The following is a 26,179-nucleotide window of genomic DNA, read 5'->3' as shown; positions in this document are numbered from 1 at the left end:
TTTATGGCAAAACAAAAACATATTGAACAGGACGGCGTTATTACGGAAGCACTTTCGAACGCTCAGTTCCGTGTTGAACTGGAAAATGGGCATGTTCTTATTGCTCATATCTCTGGTAAAATGCGTATGCATTATATTAAATTATTACCTGGTGATAAGGTAAAATTAGAAATGTCTCCTTACGATTTGTCGAAAGGGAGAATTACATTTAGATATTAATTAGATATAAAAAACAATCTGCCAAATGGAACATGTGTTTCATTTGGCTATTGTTAAAAAAGATAAATATTTTCAAATGAAAGTAAGAGCATCAATTAAAAAAAGAAGCGCTGATTGCAAAATCGTACGCAGAAAAGGTGTACTATTCGTAATCAACAAGAAGAACCCAAAATTTAAACAAAGACAAGGCTAACATTAAATTATGGCGAGAATTTCAGGTATTGATTTACCAAAAAACAAAAGAGGTGTTATCGGTTTAACTTACATCTACGGAATTGGAAGAAGTACTTCTTCAGAAATCCTTAAAGCTGCCGGTATCAGCGAAGACAAGAAAGTCAACGAATGGAATGACGATGAATTGGCTGCAATCAGAAACTATATCTCTGAAAACATTAAAGTAGAAGGGGAACTAAGATCTGAAGTGCAATTGAACATTAAGCGATTAATGGACATAGGATGCCAACGAGGAATACGTCACAGACTTGGATTACCTTTAAGAGGCCAGAGAACGAAAAACAACTCTAGAACCCGAAAAGGAAAGAGAAAAACTGTTGCTAACAAGAAAAAAGCTAGTAAATAATCGTTAGGAATTATGGCAAAACAAACTAAAGTAGTTAAGAAAAGAAAAGTAAAAGTTGAAGCTATTGGTGAAGCTCATATTCAGGCTTCTTTCAATAACATCATCATTTCTTTAACAAATAAAAACGGAGAGGTTATCTCTTGGGCTTCTGCCGGTAAAATGGGTTTCAGAGGTTCTAAAAAGAATACTCCATTTGCTGCTCAGATGGCAGCTGAAAATTGCTCTGCTGTAGCTCACGAAGCTGGATTAAGAAGAGTAAAGGTGTTTGTAAAAGGTCCTGGTGCAGGTAGAGAATCTGCGATCAGATCTATTCACAATTCAGGAATTGAAGTTAGCGAAATCATTGATGTGACACCTATGCCGCACAATGGATGTAGACCACCAAAAAGAAGAAGAGTTTAATTTTTAGAATTTATCCATTATGGCAAGATATATTGGTCCTAAAACTAAGATTGCGAGAAAGTTTGGTGCTGCAATCTACGGAGATGACAAAAACTTCGAAAAGAGAAAAAACCAACCGCCAGGACAACATGGTCCTAACAAAAGAAGAGGTGCTAAAAAATCTGAATATGCAGTTCAGTTGGCTGAAAAACAAAAAGCTAAATATACTTACGGTATTTTAGAAAGACAGTTTGCTAACTTATTCGACAAAGCACACAGAAGTAAAGGTGTAACAGGTGAAGTTCTATTACAACTTTGCGAATCTAGATTGGATAATGTAGTGTACAGATTAGGTTTTGCTAAAACAAGATCTGCTGCTAGACAGCTTGTTTCTCACAGACACATTACTGTGAACGGAGAGCTGGTAAATATTCCATCTTATTTGCTAAAAGCAGGTGACGTAATCGCTGTAAGAGAGAAATCTAAATCTCTTGAAGTTGTTACAAACGCATTAGCTTCTAAAGCAAATTATGAGTGGTTACAATTCAACGATGAGAAGAAAGAAGGTACTTTCGTTTCTGCTCCTGAGAGAATCCAAATTCCGGAAGACATCAAGGAACAGCTTATCGTCGAACTTTACTCTAAATAATTTTTTAATCAAATTTTTGCTCAACCCAATAATATGGCAATTTTACAATTCATAAAACCCGATAAAGTAATTTTACTTAACTCTGATGATTTTAGAGGTCAGTTTGAATTCAGACCACTAGAACCAGGTTTCGGGCTTACAATCGGTAATGCTTTGAGAAGAGTGTTGCTTTCTTCTCTGGAAGGATACGCTATTTCATCTATCAAAATAGAAGGTGTAGAGCACGAATTTTCAACTATTCCAGGAGTAATCGAAGATGTTACCGAAATTATCCTTAACCTTAAGCAGGTAAGATTAAAAGCTACGGCAGAAAACCAGTCTAATGAGCAGGTTGTTGCTAAAGTTTCGGGGCAAACGATTATTACTGCTGGTGATTTAGGTAAATCTATCAACGGATTTGAGGTATTAAACCCGGATTTAGTGATTTGTAACCTAAACAATGATGTAACTTTCGAAATTACTTTCAATATAGAAAAAGGAAGAGGGTATGTGCCTTCTGAACAAAATAAGTCGAACAATGCACCTGTAGGTACTATTGCTATTGACTCTATTTTTACGCCAATCAAGAAAGTACAGTATAGCATTGAAAATTATCGTGTAGAGCAAAAAACAGACTACGAAAAACTTGTATTAGATATAGAAACTGACGGATCTATCAGTCCTCAGAATGCTTTAACAGAAGCTTCTAAGATATTAATTTATCATTTCATGTTGTTCTCTGATGAGAGAATCACCCTTGAAACGGAAGCTGTAAAAGCATCTATCCAATACGATGAAGAAACTCTTCATACAAGACAACTCCTTAAGTCTAAATTAGCAGATATGGATCTTTCCGTAAGAGCCTTGAACTGTCTGAAAGCGGCTGAAGTTGAAACACTTGGAGAATTGGTTTCTTACAGTAAGTCTGATTTGATGAAATTCAGAAATTTTGGTAAAAAATCTTTGACAGAACTAGAAGAATTAGTGCATTCAAAAGGTCTTAACTTCGGTTTCGACGTTGCAAAATATAAGTTAGACGCTGATAAATAATTAATAATGAGACACGGTAAAAAATTCAATCACTTAGGAAGAACAGCTTCTCACAGAAGTGCTTTACTTTCTAATATGGCTTGTTCTCTAATTGAGCATAAAAGAATCAACACTACTGTTGCTAAAGCTAAAGCTTTAAGAGTATATGTTGAGCCTCTATTAACAAAAGCAAAAGAAGATACTACACACAACAGAAGAATTGTTTTTTCATATCTTCAAAATAAAGAAGCAGTTGCTGAATTGTTCAGAACTGTAGCACCTAAAATCGCTGAGAGAAACGGTGGTTATACAAGAATCATCAAAACAGGTTTCAGACCAGGTGATGCTGCTGATACTGCTCTTATCGAATTGGTAGACTTCAATGAGCTTTACAATCCTAATGCTGAAGAGAAAAAAGCTACAAGAAGAAGCAGAAGATCTACAACAGCTAAAAAAGAAGCTGTGGTTGCTGAAGCTCCTGTAGTAGAAGAAAAGGCTGCTGAGCCAACGGCTGAAGCTGCTGATTCTGCAGAGGAAAAAACTGAAGAATAATATTCATTCAGATATAAAAGAAAAACCGTTCAGATTGCTGAACGGTTTTTTTATGTTTAAATTTTTGTCTTTACAAGTTGGATGATATTATTTCCCTGGTCTAAAATCAAACTGTCACCTTTTACGGTGGCTTTCATATCCATTTTTTCATACGTCGTTTCATTTCCCGTAGATTCTACCTTATTCAAGATAAAAGTCTTGTTGTTGCTTCTTACACTCATGGTTTTTTCTTCATAATTAAAAACTACTTTTACCAGGCTTCCGTCGGTAGCTTTGTAAACGTAATCTGTTTTTATATATTTTTTTCCATTCACATCAGTTTGATACTGAACAGTGGAATCTACTTTCCCGTTATCTGCTAATATCACTTCCGAACTGTCTGATTTTAAAACATTTTTATTTCCGCTCTCACTTTTTTTGCAACTTATTACTGACAGTGATATTGTTGCAACTGCTATGAAAATTCCTTTTTTCATGATGTTAATTTTTTTAATGTATTGATTGTTAAATATTTTCAAAAGTAAAGTAATTTTCACTAAATTTAGTAAAAACAAAAACTAAACCAATAAACGAAGCTTAAAACTTTAAAATATTACCCGAAAGAGTAATTGACATTTCTCTTTTTTCTGGTGAAATTTGCCTTAAACAAACCATAAACATGAGCATTTCCATAGCCATAGTAGAAGACGAAAAGAACTACAACAATGCGTTAAAGAAAGTCATCAATTATCAGGATGATATGAAAGTTGTTGCCCAGTTTTTCAATGGGAATGAAGCGCTGAAAAATCTTTCTGACATTTCCCCGGATGTTGTTATGATGGATATTCAGCTTCAGGATATGCTCGGCATTGAAATTATTGAGAAACTTAAAAAGGAAATGCCGGGAACGCAGTTTATCATGTGTACCAGTTTTGAAGATGATGAAAAAGTTTTCAGTTCTCTTAAAGCCGGTGCAATGGGATATCTTGTAAAGGGCGAAAGTATGGATAAGATCCTTTCATCAATAAGAGATGTATATAACGGTGGCGCTCCCATGAGTTTCTCGATTGCCCGAAAAGTTCTCAGCCACTTCGAGAGAAAACTTCCTGAAATAAAAGGTTTTGATGAGTTGACAGAAAGGGAAAAAGAAATTCTGGAGCTACTTTCTCAAGGTTTGCTGTATAAAGAAATCGCTGACAAAAAATTTATCAGTATCGATACTGTTAAAAAGCATGTTGGAAACATTTACAGAAAACTCCACGTCAGTAATAAAGTGGAGGCTATTAATAAACTTAACAATTTTAAAAACTAAGAATTATGGAAGGAAATCAAGATCTACTGAATGTAACAGGGAGAATTCATCAGCTTGTAGAGTATGGGATTTTTACCGTTGATGAACTAAGTCAAATACAATCTTTTTGCCGTGATGAAATTTCAAGACTAGACTCAAGTGGCTTTATAGAAAGAGAGGAAATCAACTGGGGGGCTTATAAAATTCGCGAACAAATGACCGGCGATGAAATAGATGAGGCAATGGCTAGAAGTATGACAGGTGAATTCAATAATTCAGATGATATTGCTGAAATTTATAAGCAAAGGCTTGATATATCTTATGAAGTTATCAAAGATTTATTTGGAAGTTATCAACAAATGAAAATCTTTATAGGAGCGAACGAAAAGAGACTGTTTTTTTTATTCGAAGATGAAACGGAGAAAAAATATTACACCTTAGATAACAATTTAAGAAAAGAGGAAATTACAAAAGGTGAATTTGATAATTACAAAACGGGGTATAATGAAGGACTTAAAACAGTATTAGATGAACATATTCGTCTGCATGATCCTACAACTTCAAATACCGAAACGTTTATGTTACGTAATACTTTTTATGATATGCTTAATGAGCAAAGACCAAAATATCCCAATCTTGTTATCTCTTTTAATCCTGCAATACATACTTCTGACGAAATGTTTGAAGTATCTTGTGCAAATGGATCTTCATTTAAAGCAAGCTATAAACATAGACTGACATTTATTATGATATTGGGATATTACCAAGGAAAAGACTTTGTCGGAATTCAAGGTAGAGGATTTTATGACAGAAACGGCCTTTGCCCGCCGGGATGTTAGATGAGTATTCTCAATATAACATATTACGTTGTCTTAGGGATGAACTTTATTTTTTCCATGATGTATAAAAGATCATGGAAAAATCTTTTTCCGGTTTATTTTGGGATTACAATCATCGTTGAAATATTATTTACAATGAAAGTAAATTTTGTAACCGAAAGATTGTATAACTATTTAGATATGTTTTGTATTGGATATTTCGGATTTATTTATTTTAAAGAAACCAATAAAAACCTTGTTTTAAAGATTGTCTGCTTCTTTTTTTTGATACTAAGCGGAATATTCATTTTTATATCAGAAACTGAATATTCCATTGTCACAGGATATTTGTATTGCCTTTTTTTAATTTTTATTTCCTTGTTTTGGATGTATCAAAAGATATCAGATAATAATCAGGAAGATAGTTTGATAAACTTAAGTTTTTTCTGGCTAAGTATTTCATTATTGTTTTGGGCTGTATTTTATATTTTCAGAATGTTTCCGATGTACTATTTTAACAACGAAGATGTCGGGTTTTTAGAGGAAATATCTAAAGTTTTTACTTTGATTAATATAATAACCTATTTATTATTTATGCGTAGCTTATTTTGTAAAAGATGAAAAATCTCCCCATAGAAATTAAGATAGTTTATATAACCGCAGCAATAGTAACAATGCTATTTATAGGCTTCATTGTTTTTGTCGTATTGATGTATAACCGAAAACAACTTTTAAACCTCAAAGAAAAACAGCTCAAAGAATCCGAACATCAAAACCAGCTTCTCCAGAAAGAACTTGAAAAACAAAAACTCATCGAAAAAGAGCGGGAAAGAATTTCTCACGATATGCACGATGATCTCGGTGCAGGAATTTCAGCTTTAAAACTTCAGGCAGAATTTTTAAAACAACGAGCTGAAAATGACGATCTGAAAAACGATATCGATGAGATGCTGAAAACCTCCGAAGAAATGAACCTTTCCATGAGGGAAATGTTGTGGAGTTTAAATTCAGGGAATGATACGCTGGGAAATTTTATCGATTATGCTAAAATGTATGCACAGAACTTTCTTAAAAAAACTAAAATTCTAATTATTACAGAAAGTGAAAATATAGATGAAGAAACTGCCGTATCAACGGAACAAAGAAGGAATCTGTTTTTATGCTTAAAAGAAGCGTTGAATAATGCGTACAAGCACAGTCAATCCGATCAGATTAAACTATCATTTATCCAAAAAGATAAAGAATTCATGATGAGAATTTCCGATAATGGAATTGGAATTAACCATGAAGAACCAGAGGGAAACGGACTGCGGAATATGAAACGTAGAATGCAGGAACAGAACGGACATTGTGAAATTACTACGGAAAACGGCACGCATCTATTTTTCAGAATAGAATTGTAATTGAATTTTGAATATTTAAATGCGATTTTGTCTGAAAATCACCTTTTTGTGGAATTGAAATAAATTAATTTTAATAATAACTTTGAAATATAAATTTAAAAACAAGCAATCATGAAAACGACAATTGATAACACATTTGAAGACTTTAAAACAGCATTAAATAATAATCCCGCACTTCAGGAAGAATTCAAGGCAGATCCCGTGAAAGCGGCCGAAAACCTCGTTGTTACAAACCCGAAAGATACTGATCCCTGGATTTATAGAATCATTGTTATATCTCTCGGATTAGCAATTTTCTCAATTATAATTACTCTAACTATTATGACAATCACTGTGGAGAAAGATGATTTTAATCCTCAGATCATCACCATTTTTACAGCTATATCATCAGGAGCCATCGGAGCTCTGGCTGGACTTCTTGCCCCTTCGCCTAACAATTCTAAATAATAAAAATTAATAACAATGAAACCTTTAACATTAAACCTTACTGTAACTGGCGGAACTTCAATTTTAGGAATTGTTTTTAAACTCTTTAAAAAAGGAAGTACGGTGCCAATCATTGAAATGACAAAAGACGCTTCTTTTTCACACGAATTCAACCTGGAGGATAACACCGAATATGATCTGTACATTATTGGTTCAAACCCAATTGCGGATGACAGAAGAACAGTAATTAAACTTGAATGTGACAATTTTACTTTTGATCCGACATCTGATAGAAACCCCGTTACCAGAACCGGAAAAGCTTATCTGGTCACCTATTCATTTAATACAAACTAAAGCCATGAAAAATCTAATCTTTAAATTGTTTTTCATCATCCTTCTTCAAAATTTCACGATAATTATAGCTCAGGAAATTAAGCTGAATGAGAGAACAATAAGTTCAGCCGGAGTTTACAAGAGAATACAGGAAACAAAAACAGGAAACTGGAAAGATGTTATGACAGATTTTATGCAGGCGGCTGTGAAAGATCTTACCGGCGATAAAAAATCATTCCAGTATAAAGCAAGTCTATTTTCAATAAAGTCCAGAGCTGACAGCACTTTGCTGGTCGATTACAATTATGCCCGGGAAACTTTCAGCAGAAATTTTCAGATTGCAGTAGGATTAAATCTTGATAATGACTACAAATTTGACGGTTTCCAGTACGGTTTTGATTGGGCAATTGTGAACAAGAGAGATTTGAGCATAGCCAAAACGTCAAAGGAATTAGAAGATCTGTTTCAGGGTTCTAATTCTATGCTAATTGACAAACTTCAGGCCTATAGGCAAATCCATAATAATGATGATGAATTTATAAGATTAAAACAAATTATAAACGATGCATACGAAAAAGGGCAATACATCCCTCGTGAAAACCTACCTGAAGAATTTTTAAATACCTTGCCGGAAGATTATACCCAAATGTCAAAAGCTTTTGAAAAACAGTTTAACGATGAAATTGAAGCCATAAGAATGCGTCCGTTGCTTACGGTAGGATTTCATAGCAATTTTAAAAAAGATGCTAAGTTTCTTGATGAATACGATGCCAGTTTAGTTTACCTGCAGGGACTGACGAAAAAAGGCAATAAAATGGAAATTGATTTTAGAAACCAGTTTAAAGCAAAAGACAGTTTGGCGACATCTTTAATTAAAAGAAAAGAATTTTCTTCTCAGTTAGGGTTAAATATTTCCATTCTCAAAAAAGGAGAAGAATCTTTAATAGAGTTTAAACCGAATTTTGAATTTAAAAGAATCTTCTCAGGTTTAATGGAAGATGAAAAAAACAATCAGTTTCTGGCAAATGCAGATTTAAGAATAAAAGTTTTAAAAAATCTTTGGATTCCTTTAGTTTTAAAATATGATATTGAAAATAATAATCTTTTCGGATTTCTGAATATCAGCTTTAATTTTGACGCGATAAAAAATGAATAAGCAATCCGGAATATAAGTTCGGTCTTTTTCTGATTTAATTTTAGAAAAGGTTTTATTTTTTAATCACGACAAACTATCACAATCTCAAAATTAACTAAAATTTAACTCTGAATAAACGTATAAATTAGCCTTCATTTGCTTTAAAAAGTCAAAAATTGATTAAATTTGTCTGAACTATAAAAAAACGAACAATGAGTTACATTTCTTACATAGAAGCGAGACAAATTTTAGATTCAAGAGGAAATCCTACAGTTGAAGTAGATGTATTCACGGAAAGCGGTGCGATGGGTCGTGCAGCAGTACCTTCCGGAGCGTCTACAGGAGAGCATGAAGCGGTCGAATTGCGTGATGGCGGTTCAGAATATATGGGGAAAGGTGTTCTTAAGGCTGTTGAGAATGTAAGAGAAGTAATTGCGCCTGAGCTCGTGGGGCTTCCGGTTTACGATCAAAACTTTATCGACCAGATTATGATTGATCTTGACGGAACGAGCAATAAAGGAAATCTTGGTGCCAATGCAATTTTAGGAGTTTCTTTGGCGGCTGCCAAAGCTGCTGCTACAGAATTGAGAATGCCTTTATATAAATATGTGGGCGGCGTAAATGCCAACACGCTTCCTGTTCCAATGATGAACGTTATCAATGGTGGTTCTCACTCAGATGCGCCTATCGCGTTTCAGGAATTCATGATTATGCCGGTGAAAGCAGATTCTTTCTCTCACGCATTAAGAAAAGGAACTGAAATTTTCCATAATCTTAAATCAATTCTTCATTCAAGAGGTTTATCTACGGCGGTAGGAGATGAAGGTGGTTTTGCACCTACTTTTAAAGGAACTGAAGATGCTTTGGATACCTTGCTTCAGGCAATCGAAAAGGCAGGTTACAAACCTGGTGACGATATCATGTTAGCGCTTGACTGTGCTGCTTCCGAATTCTACAAAGATGGAATTTACGACTACAGAAAATTCCAGACTCCGGATGCTGCCCAGTTCTCGAGCAGTGAGCAGGTTTCATATTTGGCAGAATTAGCTGCAAAATATCCGATTATCTCTATCGAAGACGGAATGCAGGAAAACGACTGGGAAGGTTGGAAAATGCTAACTGATAAAATCGGAGACAAAGTACAGTTAGTAGGAGACGATTTATTCGTAACAAACGTAGAAAGGCTTTCAAGAGGAGTAAAAGAAGGAATTGCCAACTCAATCCTTGTAAAAGTAAACCAAATTGGTTCTCTTTCTGAAACTATGGCAGCGGTGCAAATGGCTCAGAATAACAGATTCACCTCTGTAATGTCTCATAGATCTGGAGAAACAGAAGATTCTACGATTGCTGATTTAGCAGTAGCAATGAACTGCGGACAGATTAAAACAGGTTCAGCTTCAAGATCAGACAGAATGGCAAAATACAACCAATTGTTGAGAATTGAGGAAGCTCTTGGCGAAACTGCAGTTTTCCCAGGCTTAGATGCCTTTAAAATCAAAAGATAATTAATCGAATTTATAAATAACGGCAAGCGAAATTTTTAGTTTGCCGTATTTTGTAATAAGTAGTATATTTAGAAAAAAAATAAAGAATGTCAGACAACAAAGTAATATTGAATTACGACGGTAATTCGTATGAATATCCAATTGTGGATAGTACTATCGGAGACAGAGGAATCGATATTTCAAAATTAAGAGACCAAACGGGTCTTATTACTCTTGATTTAGGCTACAAAAACACAGGCGCTACACTTAGTGAAATCACTTACTTAGACGGAGATAAAGGAGAATTATTCTACAGAGGATATCCGATCGAGCAAATTGCTGATAAATCCAACTTCACAGAAGTAATGTACCTTTTGCTAAACGGCGAATTACCTACTCAGGATCAGTACAACTCTTTCGAATCAAACATTAAAAAATATAATTTCGTGGCAGAAGAGATGAAAAAGCTAATTGATGCTTTCCCTCGTTCTGCTCACCCAATGGGCGTTTTATCTTCTTTAACTTCCGCTTTAACGGCTTTTAATCCTAAAGCTGTGAATGTAAATTCTAAAGAAGAAATGGATCATGCTGCTGAACTGATGATTGCAAAATTCTCTCATCTTTGTGCATGGACGTACAGAAAAACTCAGGGATTACCGCTTAATCACGGAGACAACAGCCTGAATTATGTAGAAAACTTCTACAAAATGGCATTCAGAATGCCAAATCAGGAATTTGAAATCGATCCTGTAGTAGTTCAGGCGTTAGATAAATTATTAATTCTTCACGCAGATCACGAACAAAACTGTTCTACTTCTACAGTAAGAATGGTAGGTTCTGCTCATACAGGTCTTTTTGCTTCTATTTCAGCTGGGGTTTCTGCACTTTGGGGGCCGCTTCATGGTGGTGCAAACCAGGCTGTAATCGAAATGCTTGAGCTTATCGAAAAAGATGGTGGAGATGTAAACAAATGGGTGGCTAAAGCTAAGGATAAAAACGACAGTTTCCGTTTGATGGGCTTCGGACACAGAGTGTACAAAAACTTTGACCCAAGAGCGAAAATCATTAAAAAGGCGGCTGATGATATCCTTAATGCATTGGGTATTCATGATAAAGCTTTGGATATCGCGATGCAGTTGGAAAAAGTGGCTCTGGAAGACGAGTATTTCATAGAAAGAAAACTATATCCAAACGTAGATTTCTATTCAGGAATTATCTACAGAGCTTTGGGAATTCCTACAGAAATGTTCACTGTAATGTTTGCATTAGGAAGACTTCCTGGATGGATTTCTCAGTGGAAAGAAATGAGACTGAAAGGAGATCCTATCGGAAGACCAAGACAGGTTTATCAGGGTGCTCAGAAGAGAGACTACATCGATATGACCAACAGATAATATTTTATATTACTATATATCAATCCCAAAGCAAGCTTTGGGATTTTTTATTTTCAGAAAACTTTTTTAAAATAGGCAATTGAGATATTAAATTCATTAAAAATGATAATTAGTAATATTATTGATTTTTAAAGTAAAAGACCGTTTCACAATTTGTGAAACGGTCTCTTCAATTTTCAATTATGGGCATTGACATCTGTCACAAGTCCAGAGCGTACATGCTCCGGTTTCGTAGTCAAACTCACAACAGCGTCTTGCAGCGGATGCTCCACCAATAATAGATTTTTGCTGATCTCTGCCAAGTTTTTGCGCTTTTTTCAGCACAGAATTTTTTGTTTTCATAATGTAATGATTTTGATAGTTGATGTTGAATGGTTTAGATTAATTAATATATCACTAATATATGAAATTAAATTTAATGTAGATTAAAAAAAGTAGAAAAATATTAATTAAAAAAATATCTGTCAAAAGACCTTAATTAAGCAAACAATTGTTTTAGTCTATTAATTAACTCAAGTAAAAAACTGTAATAAGAACGTTTTTCAGATTAATACTGAAGGTTAGCACTAAAAACCCTTCAAAAGTTTCACAAATACAGACCTTTACTTATATTTGTAACAATGCATAAATCTTTATGAATCTAAATATTAAAAACGAAACAGGAAGGCTGAGATCAGTAGTATTGGGACAACCCAATTCAATGGGAGGAGTTCCTACACTTGAAGAAAGCTACGATGCTAAATCATATTACTCCATCGAACACAATATATACCCGCAGGAAGCAGATATCATCAATGAAATGAATGCTTTCGAATCAGTATTAAAGAAATATGATGTCGAAGTACTGCGTCCAAGTATTATCGAAGACTACAATCAGGTGTTTGCAAGAGATGTGGCATTTGTAATCGACGATAAAATGATTATCTCCAATGTTATTGCAGACAGAGCAGATGAACAGGATGCATACAGAAATATTTTTAAAAAAGTAGAATGGCGAAAAATCATAAACCTTCCCGAAACCGCTCATATTGAAGGTGGCGATGTGATTGTCTGGGACGATTTCTTATTCATCGGAACTTGCTTCAGCGAAGATTACAGAAGTTACAAAACTGCCAGAACCAACGAATATGCCATCGAAATTCTTAAAGAATACTTTCCTAAAAAAAGAATTATCGATCTCGAATTAAAGAAGAATGATAAAATTCCTTATGAAGGCATTCTACATCTTGATTGCACGTTCAATCCAATCAGTAAAGATAAATGCATTATCTATAAAGATGGCTTTGTAGACGAAAGCGATTACCGCCTTATTATTGATATTTTCGGTGAAGAAAACTGCTTCCACGTAACAGCGGAAGAAATGTTTGAAATGTTTCCCAATATCTTTTCAATCTCTCCGGAGGTTGTCGTTTCAGATAAAACGTTTACCAGAATGAACAATCACCTGAGGAACGAGTGGGGAATAACTGTAGAAGAAATTCCTTACCGTGAAATTTCTAAAATGGGAGGATTGCTGAGATGCTCTACCATGCCGCTTGTTAGAGAGTGATAAAGTTTGTGAGAATTTTTTAATCTTTCAATCTTTTAATTTTAAATCAAAGAAACTATGCAGACAACAGATACCGTATTAATGATAGAGCCGATTGCATTTGGCTTTAACGAAGAAACAGCAAAGAACAATTATTTCCAGAGCGAACAGAAAGGTTTTGATATTCAGTTTAAAGCTTTATCGGAATTTAAAATGTTTGTGGAAAAACTAAGAAATAAAGGAATCAACGTAATCACCATAAAAGATACATTAGATCCCCATACTCCGGATTCTATTTTCCCAAACAACTGGGTGAGCTTCCACAGAGACGGAAAAGTTGTTTTATATCCGATGTTCGCTTCCAACAGAAGAGTGGAAAGAAGAGATGATATCATTGAAACGATAAAAGACCAAGGATTTGAAGTTGCAGAAATCGACGATTGGTCTTTCCCGGAAACGCAAGGCCATTTTCTGGAAGGAACAGGAAGCATGATCTTCGATCACGATAATAAAATTGCTTACGGTTCAGTTTCATTGAGACTTGATGAAAACCTATTCAGAGAATTCTGTGAGAAATATGGTTTTACGCCTGTGGTTTTCCATTCATTCCAAACGGTGGGAGAAGAAAGACTTCCGATCTATCACACCAATGTTATGATGTGTGTGGCAGATAAATTTGTCGTGATTTGCCTCGACTGTATCGATGACGAACTGGAAAGAACTAAAGTCATCGAAACCATTAAAAATTCAGGAAAAGAAATCATCGAAATTTCAGAAGAGCAGATGCAGCAATTTGCCGGAAATATGCTTCAGGTTCAGAATAAAGAAGGTAAGAAATTTTTAGTCATGAGCGAAACTGCATATAAATCGTTACTTCCTGAACAGATTTCAGCAATAGAGAAATACTCCGAAATCATCTATTCAGACCTCAATACCATCGAGGTAAATGGCGGCGGAAGCGCACGTTGTATGCTGGCAGAAGTGTTCCTTCCGAGAAAATAATAACATCATCAACAAGCAATCAGCTTAAATATACATTCTGACTTTGGAAACAGGGTCAGATTTTTTTTTTGAATAATACAGATCTTCATACTAAAAACAAACAGACAAAATCATAAAGATTCCAAAGGACTTTTTATTTTGATTTTACTGATATCGGTAATATGTGTATATATTTCAGTGGTTTTGATATTAGAATGTCCCAATAAATCTTTTATGATTTTTAAGTCTGTTCCATTTTCGAGAAGGTGCGCGGCATAAGAATGTCTCAGCGTATGAACGGTTGCATCTGAAATAATATGTGCATCCCTCAATGCATTTTTGAGAATCTGCTGAACGCTTCTTTTAGAATATGATCCACCGGATTGGCCTTCAAAAAGATATTCCCGAGGACTGTATTCCCTGTAATATGATCTCAGTAGCTCCATAAGTTTTGGAGGTAAATTGACAATCCTGTCCTTTTTGCCTTTAGAATCTATTATAACAACTACGGCATCTGCAAATTTGATGTCAGTGATTTTCAGTGCCAGTGCTTCGCTAAGTCTCAGTCCACAGGCATAAATGGTAGTGAGAATGGCCTTGTGTTTTAGATTTTTGGTGATGTCCAGCAATTTTTTCACCTCTTCTTTGGTGAGAACTTTTGGCAGTGCAGATTCATACCGCTTGGGGAAAAGATGCTTTAGATTAAGATTCTTATTATAAAGCAGTTGATAAAACTTAACAATGCTGGAAAGGATAGTCGTCTGATGAGATGCCGAAACTTTGTGCACATTTTTTTTCCATAATACAAACTTCTCAATATCATCCGGAGATATGGCTTCCGCATCGGAATATCTGACAGAATAAATGGTAAGAAAATGCTGAACAGCACTGCAGTAATTTTTAATCGAAGACAGGCTATATCTCCCAATAATAAGTTTCTCTCTATAAGTATCTAATAGTGAGTTGATTTTCATGGTAGTTTTTATTAAATGTATGAAAATTATTCGCCCATACAAAAAAAATGTGGTATAATATTCTGATATATATACTGTTAATAAGTGAGTTGTATTGCAAATGATAAAATATGATTGGCGCAGGTTGTAAGAATAGCGTTGATGCAGTGCGTAAATTTGGGATAAATATTAATCTTTAAGGTTAATATTGCTTTCGTCAATCCTTAAATTTTAAAAGATAGCATACAAAACAAAAACAAATAACCAAAAACAGATAACCATGAACACAATTCAATTTGGATTAGCAGAACAGTATGATTCTGGTCGTAATTGCAATGTTGCTGCCAACAGTCAGTTTGCAGTAGAGGTACACAATTCGGAAGCTTCGTCGGATATGTGGTATCACGTAGGAAGTATGAATGGAGCTACCATCAACTGGGGAGGAAGCCATAACTACAGCAGTGGCTATCACCCTTCCATAGCGGTCAATAGTAACAATGTGGTTGTAGAAGTACATGAAACAAGTAATGTTTTTACCAACAGTATGTACTATAAAGTAGGAACCATCAATGGCACCGGCATAGATTGGGGAGGAGATGAAAAGTATGACAGTGGCAGACAGCCATGCGTATCTGTCAATGACCATGGAGTAGTAGTAGAAGTACACAAATCCCAGTCCTATGATTCCTTGTATTATCGGGTTGGTCAGATTAATGGAAAAAAAATAGATTGGGGAGACAGCCATAAATATGATGACGGAGTAACTCCCTCTGTAAGCATTAATAACGACGGTGTTGTGGTTGAGGTGCATAAATCTCAGGCATACAATAAACTTTGGTACAGAGTAGGCCGAATTAACGGTAAAAACATCACCTGGGGAAGTGCTCATGAATATCAGGACGGGATAGCGCCGAGCATTGGCCTTACAAATGATGGGACAGTCGTAGAGGTTCATGAGTCACAGGGACTGACAGGCTTATGGCAACTCGTGGGAAAAGTAAACGGAAACGAAATTGCATGGGGAGCTTCTTCTAATTTTGACTCTGGTGCAAATCCCCAGGTAGGTGTGGCTCTTAATGGGAGTGTAGCTGTTCAGGTTCATGAAGGAAGTATGTATCAGTTATGGTATTCCAATAGTAAAGTAATGGATACCGCCAACTTTATGAAAAATCTGTTGCCTGTGATCAGCAATTTACCACTGAAAAAAATGGTACTTCCGGCTACCCACGATACAGGAATGTATGCCGGCGGACTGGCAGGAAGAACACAGGATCTGAACCTGTATGAACAATTAAGCTCGGGCTCAAGATACTTTGACTTAAGATTAGACGGAAACTTAAATATACGCCATGGAATTGTCTACGGGCCTTCACTCGATTCAGTATTAAAGAACATAAAGCAATTCTTTGATGAAGGACATCAGGAACTAGCCATCTTAAAGTTCTCGCACTTTGATGATTTCTCGCAAACAAGTTATCAGAATATGAAAAACCTTATCAATTCATATTTAGGGAACTGGCTTTTCAAAACATTGCCACAAGGCGTTTCCAGATTAGCAGATGTGTCTATGGGGACTTACTTAAATGGTCAAGGAAGTATTTTAGTAGTGGTTGACGGAGATTGGGCGATAGATTATCCTGAAGCAGGCTATTGGGTTTACAGAGACTGGGATTCAGGTTCTCCGGCAAAAGGAAACCTTACGGTATATGACCAGTATTCCGATACAACAGATTTAGCAAAAATGGAGAATGACCAACTCGAGAAGCTTAGAAATTTTAATGGAAAATGTAAAAACGATCCCCAGGTTCCGTGTGATCTGTTCTTACTTTCATGGACACTAACACCGATAACGGCTGTGTGGTCCTACGCACAGGATGCCAATAGAGTATTAGGCAGAAAAATGATGACCCAGTTGCAGCCTAATCAATTTGGGTATTTTTCAAACCTGTTGTATCTGGACTATTTTCAATATGCCAGACCTGTATTTATAGCAGATATATTGTTTAAAAGCTACAATAAAATATAAAGAACACTTAACCAAAAACTAAAACCAAAACAATCATGAAAACAGCAACAAAACCAGAAACCCAAACCCATTGGGTTTTATTAGAGAATTTCACATTCACAAATGGGACTGACGTAGACCGTACCGTTTGGGAAAGTCCGCAATGGCAGCAATACAACAATCCCGACTTTTTTGGGCAAACCAATATCCGTAACCCGGTCGACTATCCAGCTCCAAAACCCGGATATGTACCGGTCATTAATAATGCAGCGCAATTATACCTCAGTACCAATGATCCGAATAATCCAAACAACACGACTTTCCTTGGCGCACAAATCGGAACGAAAAAAAAGTGGGGTCTTGCATCATATAACAGTGTAGCTTTTGAAGCGGAAGTCGTTTTACCAATATCAGGTTCGGGAGCAGCACCCGGTGGCGTAGTTGCGGCATTATTTGCCTACAACTTAATATCCTCAAGCCCGTTTTTACATGATGAAATCGACTTTGAAATTTCATCCAATTATTGGCAAGACAGCGGAGAGCAGATTAATACCAACGTATATGTTGTTACCGATGGCAGCATGAATAATTTTGATCAGGTAGTGAGTACTCCTACTCCGCCAAGCTTGTCGGGAACAGTGGTTCTGCGTATAGAATGGTCGGAAGAAGGGGTAAAATGGTACATAAATAAAGATAAAAATCCCACGCCTTTTTACACAGAAACAAACGTTCCGCAATCTGATATGAGCCTGGTTCTTAATTTCTGGGTTCCCGCATCCGGCTGGGGCTGGGCTTACAATGCTAATTTGCAGCCTACTGCCGCTCCCGGTACGACATGGACTTACCAGGTAAACTGGGCGAAGGTCTGGGTAATAGAAAAGACGATGAATATAACAGTTGAAGCGAATCAGACATGGCAAAATACAGGTTTAACGGTTGTGCCTGGCGATACCATTTCAATTAATTATCAAAGTAATCTATGGACAGCAGACCCTAATACAGACCAGGGTAAATTGTATGATGCTGCCGGATTCTCCGGAATAATAGTAGACCAACCCGGATACACCCTGCTTGGTGCCAACATGGGAGCTTTGTGCGGATTTATAGGAGAACAGCCTGTTGGAGACGGATCTGATAATGCATTTCTTGTGGGAGATGCATACAACGGAACCAGTCAGGAAAGCGGGCAGCTTTGGCTCTGTATCAATGATGATTTAAAAGGCTTATATGGAGCCGGTTTAAGAGACAATATAGCAAGCGTAATTGTTTCCGTAACGGTTTCCTGAACGTGATAATTTAGATTCAGGATAAAAGAAATTCTGCTGTATTGATAGGATTGGGCTTTATCCCAATCTTAATAAGCAAGAGAATATTAGACTTTAGCCAGAATGTAAAGTACGTTTTGGCTAAAGCTTTTTTATAATTTAAAAGGATACGGAGCATACAACATTAATTATAAATCTGACTTTGGAAACAAGGTCAGATTTTTTTATTCCCAAATCTTCGGAATTAGAATAAAATCTTCGGAAGTAGAGTTTTACCGAGGTCAGTAGAGCTATACCCAAGATAAGTAGACTCATACCCGAAGTAAGTAGAGCTATACCTAAGGTCAGTAGACTTATACCCGAGGTAAGTAGAGCTGTACCCAAGGTAAGTAGACTCATACTCAAGGTCAGTAGACTTTTACTCGAGGTAAGTAGCGCTATACCCGAGGTAAGTAGAGTCATACTCAAGGTCAGTAGACTTATACCCGAGGTCAGTAGAGCTATACCCAATGTAAGTAGAGTCATACTCAAGGTCAGTAGAATTATACCCGAGGTAAGTAGAGCTGTACTCAAGATCAGTAAGCTTATCCCCGAAATAAATGTCTGATCCTGATCGAAATTGGATAATCCCAAGGATGGTGAAAAAAATGATTAAAACTTTAGGAATTGCAAAAAAATATATATTTTTATCCCGGTTTTTAAAAAACACACATTTATGAAATTACAGAAAGAAGAATACGTTCCGATGGCGGACGTTCTATTAAGAAGCTTAGCTAGGGATTTGTCTGTTTTCGAGGCGGAAAATCATTTATTCAATTCCGGTTACCTGCAGGCCATGCAGAACAAAACAGATGAGGTACGCGTCAAAGAGGCTGCCGACCTGGTGCTTGTGCAGCAAAAGCAATCTACCGAAGATCTTTACATCCTGGGAGATCAGCTCAGCAAGCCTCTGAAGATTCTCAACATGGTCATCAAAAAGGCCAATGTAAAAACATCACTGGCCACCGATGTCCTGAATAAGATCAAAAAAAGAAATTTTGAAGGAGCATTAATGTCGCTTAATTCCCTGAAACAGATCATTTCTGTACAATCAGCATTATTACAGACCAACGGAATGAAGGCCGATATGCTGACCATCCTGGAAGATGCTTTTACGGCAATTACCGCGAAAAGCAATGAGCAAACCGCGTTTCAGCAGCAGCGTAAAGCATTTACATCGACGAACAATCACCTGTACAAAGAGCTTTACCGGTACATAAGCGAAGTCGCTCAGCTGGGAAAAATTATTTTCAACGGTGAGCAAAAAGCTTCGGAGTACACGATTGATCATATTCTTCCGATGCTTCATGCCGCAAAAAGAAACGGCAGCACAGATCCTACCTCGAAATAAAAATCTTAACGGTGGATAAATGATTTTCATTTTAAACATAAGCTTACAGATGCGTATTTGAACATATATCTGTCAAGCTTATGTTTTTTATTAAAGTCATTTCCATGATATAATACGACAGGTTTTGTCGCAGTACAACAATATCTTTGCTTTAGAAAACCAATGAATATTACATTGAAATAACCCGTTGGTATTTTGCGGAATTTTGGTATTGCTTTCGTCAATTCGAGTGTTTTTTCGTAACAGAGTGAAGAAAAAATGTATCGAGAATTTTTGAGTACGATTGGCGGACATTGTAACTTCTCGATACGCTTTTTCAAAGCTACTCGAAGTGACGTGTACGTTAATGCACAATACAAATGTCCTCCGTCTGTTCGAGTATTTTTTGGAGCAAAGCGGAGAAAAATGTATCGAGAATAATATTTATCCTCAATCCCAAACTTCTCGATATGATTTTTTTAAATCTACTCGAAGTGACGAAAATAACTTAAAATCCACAATGAGTTTAAATAATCGTATGATAATATTAATAAAAAATTGATATTACATATCTGTTGTGCGCGAAATAAAAGAATATTTTTACAATACTTTAAAATTAATAATTAACAACTCAAAATAGACGCTAAGTATGAACAGAATCTACTCAGGAGCATTGTTCTTATGCTCTGTCCTGGCCATTCAGGCCCAGGAAGTAGTCTGGCAGAAAGATATTAAATCTTCCACGCAGGATTTTTTAAGCCAGATTACCACAACCATCGACCAGCAATATTTGGTAACCGGAAGCACTATCCCATCCAACAACAAACAACCGTCAACCATCAACCAAAATAATGGTTATGACTATCATTTGATTAAGTTAAACCAGCAGGGGGAAGAGGTTTGGGAGAAGTATTTCTCGGGACAGAACCATGATTTTCTTTCGGCTACGGTGAATACGCAGGAAGGAGGGTTTTTGCTGGCAGGCACGAGTTTCAGTGGAAAAGGTCTGGATAAAAAAGAAGATTCCAAGGGAGGATCTGATATCTGGCTCATTAGAATCAATGAATTCGGGGATGAATTGTGGCAGAAAACCATTGGCGGCACTTCGGATGAAGAGGCCAGAGCGGTGATTCAGACAACGGATATGGGATTTTTTGTGGCGGGGAATGTTACCTTCGGCTCCGCTCAGGCAACGAGCCAATCAACGGATCCGCGTTCCCTGAGCGGAGTCGAAGGGAAAGCAACGAGAGGTTACGGGTCGAAGGATGTTCTGGTAGTCCGACTGGATAAAAACGGAAAAGAATTATCACAACTGGTGTTAGGTGGAAAAGGTTTGGATGAGGTGGAGAAAATGATTCCCACGAAAGACGGCGGAGCGTTATTGGGCGTATATTCGAGAAGTTCTGAGGTAAAAGCTGGAAGTGGTAAAACCATCAACTATCAACCAATAACAACCAACAACTACGGTGAGGGCGATTATTGGATCATTAAGCTTTCCAAAGACGGCAAAGTAGAATGGGAAAAGAATTTCGGAGGCAAAGGAGATGACCATTTGAGGACGCTGGCATTGACTTCCACGGGCTATTTAATCGGCGGTGAATCGAGATCGGAAAGATCAGGAAATAAAACTGCAGGTATTGAAGAAGGAACGGATCTGTGGTTGATCTCTCTTAATGAAAGAGGCGAAGAAATCTGGCAGAAATCGTACAATTTCAAGAACAGGGATGTGCTGATGGGGATGAGTGTAGTTTATAATCGATCAACTGACAACAATCAACCATCAACCAAGGGCATTTTGCTCGGAGGATACACGCAGGCAGAAGGACGAATTGAAACGGATGATGAGACGTTCTGGATGCTGTACTTGGACCAAAATGGCAATGAGCAATGGAGGAAACACGTTACTGGAGATAAGAGACAAAGAGAAGAGAGACTATCGGATATTAAGCTGAACAGAGACGGTTCGATTGTATTAGCCGGAACGAGTGCCGAGGAGTTGGGGAAAGAAAACTGGAAGATTGTAAAGCTTGGCGACAAACAGATTGACCAGTTGATCGAGAAGCAGGATATTAGGATTTATCCGAATCCGGTGAGTGATTATGCGTATGTGGAAATCAATATGGATGCCGGAAGCGGGATGTTGGGAGATGGGAAGACTGAAGCGGAGATTACGGTGTATGATATGGGGGGAAGGCAGCTGCAGAGCGTAAAAACTAAGAATAAGGTGACGAAGATTAATACGCAGCCGCTGGTGCAGGGAGCTTATCTGGTGAGCGTGAAAACAAATGATAATAAAACGGCGAGTGCTAAATTGATTAAGAAATAAGCGAATTCAATCCATGAAAAATATATTTAAAAAAGTACATTTTATTGTTTTTCTTTTACTATTTATAAACATTTTCGGCCAGTCAGCAGGTCCTAATCCGAATAAAGTTATTCCTATAAGCGTTCCACCATCCCCTACTGCATCATCTTTGGGACAATATGGTGATGTGCCTGTTAATAATTATACAGGCGTGCCAAATATTGGGCTTAATCTGTACACTGTTAAATCAGGAAACATTTCATTTCCCATCTCACTGGGATACCATGCATCAGGAATTAAGGTTACTCAAGAAGCAGGATGGGTCGGTTTAGGCTGGTCGTTAGACGCAGGAGGAATAATAACGAGGTCTGTCGTAGGTCTTGATGATTTGGGTGATGCATATGGATATCCTAAAGAAAGAGATATTCCAACTACTCCAACTGGGCATATTGACGGTAGTACAGGTTATACAGGTTTTGACCTAAACTATGACTACAATTCTGTAGCATCAGATTACAGGGACGGTCAGCCAGATAACTTCTTTTTTAATTTTTTAGGTAATTCTGGTAAAATGGTTTTAGATAAAACGACTGGTGCACAAACAACCATAAGCGGAATACCGTTAAAACTCAATCGTTCAAAATTCATATTTGATAAATCAACAAAGAAGTGGAAAGTAATCAACGAAAAAGGGTGGGAGTTTCTTTTTAATACCATTGAAGAAACTGAAAGTTATACGCCTGAAACTATTACTCAAACCGGTGGGACTATTCCTAATAGTTTATTGATGACCATTAGCAGAATGGATACACTTACATTTAACGCACCTAAAAAATCCATTTCTTCTTGGTATTTAGATAAAATTACGACCCCTGAAGGAGACGAAGTAAGTTTTGAATATGATATTGATATTAATCGAAATACAATTGGCCAAGTGATTAGAGGAGAGTTAGAAAGTGAACAATACAATAATACAGAAGAATTAGAGGGTTTTTTTTTCGGGTATTTGAGTGATGGAAAACATAATCATATCATATCAGCAAATATGCAAGGTAATAGTGAAGTCTACTTAAAAAAAATAATATTCAATGATGGGTATATAGTATTTTCAACGACTGAGAGGGATGATCTAAGAGTTCGGTATTCTCAATATAGCCAACCTTATTTAAAAGCAAGAAAGTTATCAAAGATGGAAGTTTTTGATAATTCTCATCATCTGATTAAAAAAGTTATCTTAGATTATGGATATTTTAATGAAAATACCAATGATGCGTTCGGTGACAAAAAAGAAAGATATTTACGCTTAAAATTAAAAAGTGTAACTGAATCTTTTTATGATAAAGCAACTCAAGGTTTTAAAAATTTACCCTCGCATATCTTTACGTACAATACTCAGCCACTACCTTCGAAAACATCTGCGTCAATGGATTATTACGGATATTATAATGGAGCTGACAATGAAAATGTTCCTGCTTTCAACGACTTGTCAAAAAGTATGTATAATTATAACAATCAACTATTTAATTCTCCATATGTGGTAACAACCTCTTCTTTTGCCGGTTTTGGTAACGATAATGGCGGTAAACAAAAATTTTTAATACCCGAGCAGATAATGAATGGTAGTTATTATAGAAGTAATGATTATCCATTCTTGACAGGAGCTAATCGTAGAGTAAATCCTAACTATAACCAATCTGGAGTATTAAAAGAAATAAAATACCCTACTGGAGGGAAAACTGTGTTTACTTACGAAACCAATGATTATGATACCGCAAGCTATGATAGTCAGGCTTACAGTTATAAGGATCATTATTATTTTTCATATGATGATTCTATGGATCCAAATGGTTATGATATACAGGAATTTACGATTACAGGTACAACCTTGATAAAAATTCATTGTAATATTAGAAGTTATTCCAGTGTTATATCAAATGCAAATATTCAAAATATGAGTGCTGTTTTGATGGATAGCAGTGGTCAGGAAATTATTAGTTTTAAACCAAATCAATCAGGTCAGTTTAATTTTAACACATTTGTAAGTTTTATGCTTGCTCCCGGAACATATCGTCTGAAAGCTGCGAATAATATTAACAGTGATGAATTAGAAGTTGCTTTAAGATTGTATTATACTGAGAGAATTCCCGAAAGAACGCAATTAGGAGCAGGGCTTAGAATTAAAAAGATTGAAAGTTACGGTGATAGTGGAAATTCTAATATCATAACTTCTTATAATTATAAATCAACTGATTATTCCTATGGTCAGCCGATGAATAAAATGAGAAATTTTTATAAGGAATTTGATGGTGAAGGTTTAATTGCTGGATACCAACTGCAAGGATTGGATTGGAACAATGGAGGCAGTAAAATCCTAATCAGATCCTCAGATCCAAGTACACAGCTAAGCTCTTCTGCACAAGGTAGTTTTATTGGATATCGTAAGGTTGAAGTTTCAAAGGAAGATTTTAATGGAAATAAATTGGGTAAAAGTATCTACCATTATGAGAATTTACCAGATACTGAATATCCATATTATTTTCCTGGTATACCTTCGAAAGTAAGTAACAATAATGGAAATCTTTTAAAACAAGAAGATTTTAACTCAAATAACCAATTGATAAAACTTATTGAAAATACATATGACCAAGATCCAAGTGTTAAGAAAGTGGCAAAAGGAGGTTACTTTAAAACCAGCTCTTATAAAACGCAAGCTGATACAAATTATCCTTATTATTTTGGTGGATACACAATAAATGCAGAGTGGTGGAGATTAAAAAATTCAAAGGAAACAATATATTCATCATCAGGAAGTAGTCCCGTTATGACGGAAACATCATATTCATATGATAATCCACTGCATTTCCAACCAACAAAAATTAAAGTGACTTTTTCGGATGGTAACATTAAAGAAACTAATACGTATTATGCACATGAGAAAGGTAACCAGTTAATGATTAATCGTAATATGATTGGAATCCCTTTAGAAAATATAAGCACTAAAAAAATTGGAGATTCTTCAAAAATATTATCTAAAAATGAAATTGTTTTTCCTGCTTCATTACCAAACTCACAATCAGGAAATCTAATTTTGCCATTGTCAGATTTATCATATAATTTACAAAGTAATTTAATGTCCAATGAAGTTACATACGATCTTTATGATGTAAAAGGAAATATATCTCAATATACAGTAAAGGGCAATACACCAATAACACTTATTTGGGGCTACAATAAAACAAAACTAATTGCAAAACTTGAAAATGCCAAACTTACAGATATTCCTCAATCATTAATTGATGATATTGTTAATGCTTCTGATAATGATGCCCAACAGTCAAATGATGCTTCTGAATCAGCTTTGATAATTTCATTGGATAATTTTAGAAAGAATAGTTCATTGTCTTCTTATCCGATAACAACATATACATATGATCCTCTAATAGGCTTAACTTCGGTGAGTAATCCAGCCGGAATGAGGGAAGCTTACATTTACAATTTTGCGAACGGATTAAAAGAAATTAGGGAAAATAGTAAAACAGGAAATATATTTAAAGAATATAAGTATAATTATGATTCCGATTCCTATTCCAACTTGATATTTAAAAATACTTTAAAATCTCAATCATTCATAAAAAATGATTGTACTTCTGGAATGGTCAGCACATCTTCTTATACTTATACTGTTACAGAAGGTCAATATACATCTAATATAAGCCAGGCAGATGCAGATCAACAGGCACAGGATGATATTAATGCAAATGGACAAAATATGGCTAATACAAATGGAACTTGTTATTATCCATATTGTGAATTCAATGCTCAATCTTCAAGCTCATATGTTATGGTTCAATATGCGCCATTTCAAAAGGTAAATAATGTGGTTAATGCCGAATTACATTTTATGGTTACATCGAATCAGGGATTGAATTGGTCTGGAGGAGTTTTATTAGGATATATTCCTTCTCTATGCTGGCCTACTGCAACATTTACAAAAACTTCAGGAAACTGGCAGGTTACGATTTACCAAGGATCTGGGCAAACATTATTAAGATGGACAGGAAGTGGAAATCCTTCTACAGGGACACCGTATAATATTACTTTTAACTATAATGTAAACTAAT

The 26,179-nt window shown here is 35.9% G+C and carries 25 protein-coding genes; 22 read left to right on the top strand and 3 right to left on the bottom strand.

What is annotated here, in order from left to right; all coding sequences use genetic code 11:
* Nucleotides 1–3: 3 nt before the first annotated feature.
* From infA to rplQ, 7 genes are all read left to right on the top strand, one after another.
* Nucleotides 4–219 carry a translation initiation factor IF-1 gene (infA, locus tag BLR30_RS06280; RefSeq protein WP_029297754.1) on the top strand — a complete coding sequence of 72 codons (216 nt, stop codon included), beginning with the start codon at nt 4–6 and terminating at the stop codon, nt 217–219.
* Nucleotides 220–295: 76 nt separating this feature from the next.
* Nucleotides 296–412 (top strand): 50S ribosomal protein L36, encoded by a 117-nt coding sequence (gene rpmJ, locus BLR30_RS06275; RefSeq protein WP_007839480.1) that lies wholly within the window; start codon nt 296–298, stop codon nt 410–412.
* A gap of 9 nt (nt 413–421) precedes the next feature.
* Entirely contained in the window at nt 422–799 is a 378-nt protein-coding gene (gene rpsM, locus BLR30_RS06270) for a 30S ribosomal protein S13 (RefSeq protein WP_027381318.1), read from the top strand.
* A 12-nt stretch (nt 800–811) separates the two neighbouring features.
* Nucleotides 812–1,201: a 30S ribosomal protein S11 gene (gene rpsK, locus BLR30_RS06265; RefSeq protein WP_002983263.1), complete on the top strand. Its 390-nt coding sequence runs from the start codon at nt 812–814 to the stop codon at nt 1,199–1,201.
* A 19-nt stretch (nt 1,202–1,220) separates the two neighbouring features.
* Nucleotides 1,221–1,829: a 30S ribosomal protein S4 gene (rpsD, locus tag BLR30_RS06260; protein ID WP_029297746.1), complete on the top strand. Its 609-nt coding sequence runs from the start codon at nt 1,221–1,223 to the stop codon at nt 1,827–1,829.
* Between the two features lie 33 nt (nt 1,830–1,862).
* Complete coding sequence (locus BLR30_RS06255) at nt 1,863–2,858, top strand: DNA-directed RNA polymerase subunit alpha (RefSeq protein ID WP_089856249.1); 996 nt, start codon at nt 1,863–1,865, stop codon at nt 2,856–2,858.
* A gap of 6 nt (nt 2,859–2,864) precedes the next feature.
* The gene (gene rplQ / locus BLR30_RS06250; RefSeq protein ID WP_089856248.1) at nt 2,865–3,389 is read left to right on the top strand and encodes a 50S ribosomal protein L17; all 525 of its coding nucleotides are present in this window, start codon (nt 2,865–2,867) and stop codon (nt 3,387–3,389) included.
* 56 nt (nt 3,390–3,445) lie between these two features.
* On the opposite strand, the gene BLR30_RS06245 is transcribed toward rplQ, so the two are convergent.
* Nucleotides 3,446–3,865 carry a hypothetical protein gene (locus BLR30_RS06245; protein WP_089856529.1) on the bottom strand — a complete coding sequence of 140 codons (420 nt, stop codon included), beginning with the start codon at nt 3,863–3,865 and terminating at the stop codon, nt 3,446–3,448.
* 182 nt (nt 3,866–4,047) lie between these two features.
* On the opposite strand from BLR30_RS06245, the gene BLR30_RS06240 reads away from it, so the two are divergent.
* From BLR30_RS06240 to ctlX, 10 genes are all read left to right on the top strand, one after another.
* A complete protein-coding gene (locus tag BLR30_RS06240; protein ID WP_089856246.1) occupies nt 4,048–4,680 on the top strand; it encodes a response regulator in 633 nt (210 codons plus the stop codon).
* A 5-nt stretch (nt 4,681–4,685) separates the two neighbouring features.
* Nucleotides 4,686–5,498, top strand: a complete 813-nt coding sequence (locus BLR30_RS06235; protein ID WP_089856244.1) for a hypothetical protein — start codon at nt 4,686–4,688, stop codon at nt 5,496–5,498.
* A gap of 653 nt (nt 5,499–6,151) precedes the next feature.
* Nucleotides 6,152–6,880: a sensor histidine kinase gene (locus BLR30_RS06225; RefSeq protein WP_228400728.1), complete on the top strand. Its 729-nt coding sequence runs from the start codon at nt 6,152–6,154 to the stop codon at nt 6,878–6,880.
* Nucleotides 6,881–6,991: 111 nt separating this feature from the next.
* Entirely contained in the window at nt 6,992–7,327 is a 336-nt protein-coding gene (locus tag BLR30_RS06220; RefSeq protein WP_089856238.1) for a hypothetical protein, read from the top strand.
* 15 nt (nt 7,328–7,342) lie between these two features.
* Nucleotides 7,343–7,660: a hypothetical protein gene (locus BLR30_RS06215; protein WP_089856236.1), complete on the top strand. Its 318-nt coding sequence runs from the start codon at nt 7,343–7,345 to the stop codon at nt 7,658–7,660.
* A 4-nt stretch (nt 7,661–7,664) separates the two neighbouring features.
* Nucleotides 7,665–8,795: a hypothetical protein gene (locus BLR30_RS06210; protein WP_089856234.1), complete on the top strand. Its 1,131-nt coding sequence runs from the start codon at nt 7,665–7,667 to the stop codon at nt 8,793–8,795.
* Nucleotides 8,796–8,986: 191 nt separating this feature from the next.
* The gene (gene eno, locus BLR30_RS06205) at nt 8,987–10,279 is read left to right on the top strand and encodes a phosphopyruvate hydratase (RefSeq protein WP_089856232.1); all 1,293 of its coding nucleotides are present in this window, start codon (nt 8,987–8,989) and stop codon (nt 10,277–10,279) included.
* An 86-nt stretch (nt 10,280–10,365) separates the two neighbouring features.
* The gene (locus tag BLR30_RS06200; protein ID WP_089856230.1) at nt 10,366–11,652 is read left to right on the top strand and encodes a citrate synthase; all 1,287 of its coding nucleotides are present in this window, start codon (nt 10,366–10,368) and stop codon (nt 11,650–11,652) included.
* 634 nt (nt 11,653–12,286) lie between these two features.
* Nucleotides 12,287–13,201: a dimethylarginine dimethylaminohydrolase family protein gene (locus BLR30_RS06195; protein WP_089856227.1), complete on the top strand. Its 915-nt coding sequence runs from the start codon at nt 12,287–12,289 to the stop codon at nt 13,199–13,201.
* Nucleotides 13,202–13,258: 57 nt separating this feature from the next.
* Nucleotides 13,259–14,182 carry a citrulline utilization hydrolase CtlX gene (gene ctlX, locus BLR30_RS06190; RefSeq protein ID WP_089856224.1) on the top strand — a complete coding sequence of 308 codons (924 nt, stop codon included), beginning with the start codon at nt 13,259–13,261 and terminating at the stop codon, nt 14,180–14,182.
* A gap of 110 nt (nt 14,183–14,292) precedes the next feature.
* Here ctlX and BLR30_RS06185 read toward each other — a convergent pair whose 3' ends face one another.
* Entirely contained in the window at nt 14,293–15,135 is an 843-nt protein-coding gene (locus tag BLR30_RS06185) for a tyrosine-type recombinase/integrase (protein WP_089856222.1), read from the bottom strand.
* A gap of 259 nt (nt 15,136–15,394) precedes the next feature.
* On the opposite strand from BLR30_RS06185, the gene BLR30_RS06180 reads away from it, so the two are divergent.
* Together BLR30_RS06180 and BLR30_RS06175 are read left to right on the top strand one after the other, a co-directional pair.
* Entirely contained in the window at nt 15,395–17,140 is a 1,746-nt protein-coding gene (locus tag BLR30_RS06180) for a phosphatidylinositol-specific phospholipase C domain-containing protein (protein WP_139164596.1), read from the top strand.
* Nucleotides 17,141–17,175: 35 nt separating this feature from the next.
* Nucleotides 17,176–18,405: a glycoside hydrolase family 16 protein gene (locus BLR30_RS06175; RefSeq protein WP_089856217.1), complete on the top strand. Its 1,230-nt coding sequence runs from the start codon at nt 17,176–17,178 to the stop codon at nt 18,403–18,405.
* A gap of 397 nt (nt 18,406–18,802) precedes the next feature.
* Here BLR30_RS06175 and BLR30_RS17555 read toward each other — a convergent pair whose 3' ends face one another.
* Nucleotides 18,803–19,093: a hypothetical protein gene (locus tag BLR30_RS17555; protein ID WP_139164595.1), complete on the bottom strand. Its 291-nt coding sequence runs from the start codon at nt 19,091–19,093 to the stop codon at nt 18,803–18,805.
* Between the two features lie 6 nt (nt 19,094–19,099).
* Here BLR30_RS17555 and BLR30_RS06165 point away from each other — a divergent pair, with 6 nt between their 5' ends.
* The 3 genes from BLR30_RS06165 to BLR30_RS06155 all read left to right on the top strand — a co-directional run bounded on the left by BLR30_RS06165 (nt 19,100) and on the right by BLR30_RS06155 (nt 26,178).
* Nucleotides 19,100–19,774 carry a hypothetical protein gene (locus tag BLR30_RS06165; protein WP_089856213.1) on the top strand — a complete coding sequence of 225 codons (675 nt, stop codon included), beginning with the start codon at nt 19,100–19,102 and terminating at the stop codon, nt 19,772–19,774.
* A gap of 628 nt (nt 19,775–20,402) precedes the next feature.
* Nucleotides 20,403–22,079, top strand: a complete 1,677-nt coding sequence (locus tag BLR30_RS06160; protein WP_089856211.1) for a T9SS type A sorting domain-containing protein — start codon at nt 20,403–20,405, stop codon at nt 22,077–22,079.
* Between the two features lie 13 nt (nt 22,080–22,092).
* Nucleotides 22,093–26,178, top strand: a complete 4,086-nt coding sequence (locus tag BLR30_RS06155; RefSeq protein ID WP_089856209.1) for a DUF5977 domain-containing protein — start codon at nt 22,093–22,095, stop codon at nt 26,176–26,178.
* The last annotated feature ends 1 nt before the right edge of the window (nt 26,179 follow it).

Origin of the sequence: Chryseobacterium taeanense (assembly GCF_900099685.1) — a bacterium.
Taxonomy (GTDB): Bacteria; Bacteroidota; Bacteroidia; order Flavobacteriales; family Weeksellaceae; genus Chryseobacterium; species Chryseobacterium taeanense.
This window is presented reverse-complemented; position numbering and strand designations above follow the sequence as displayed.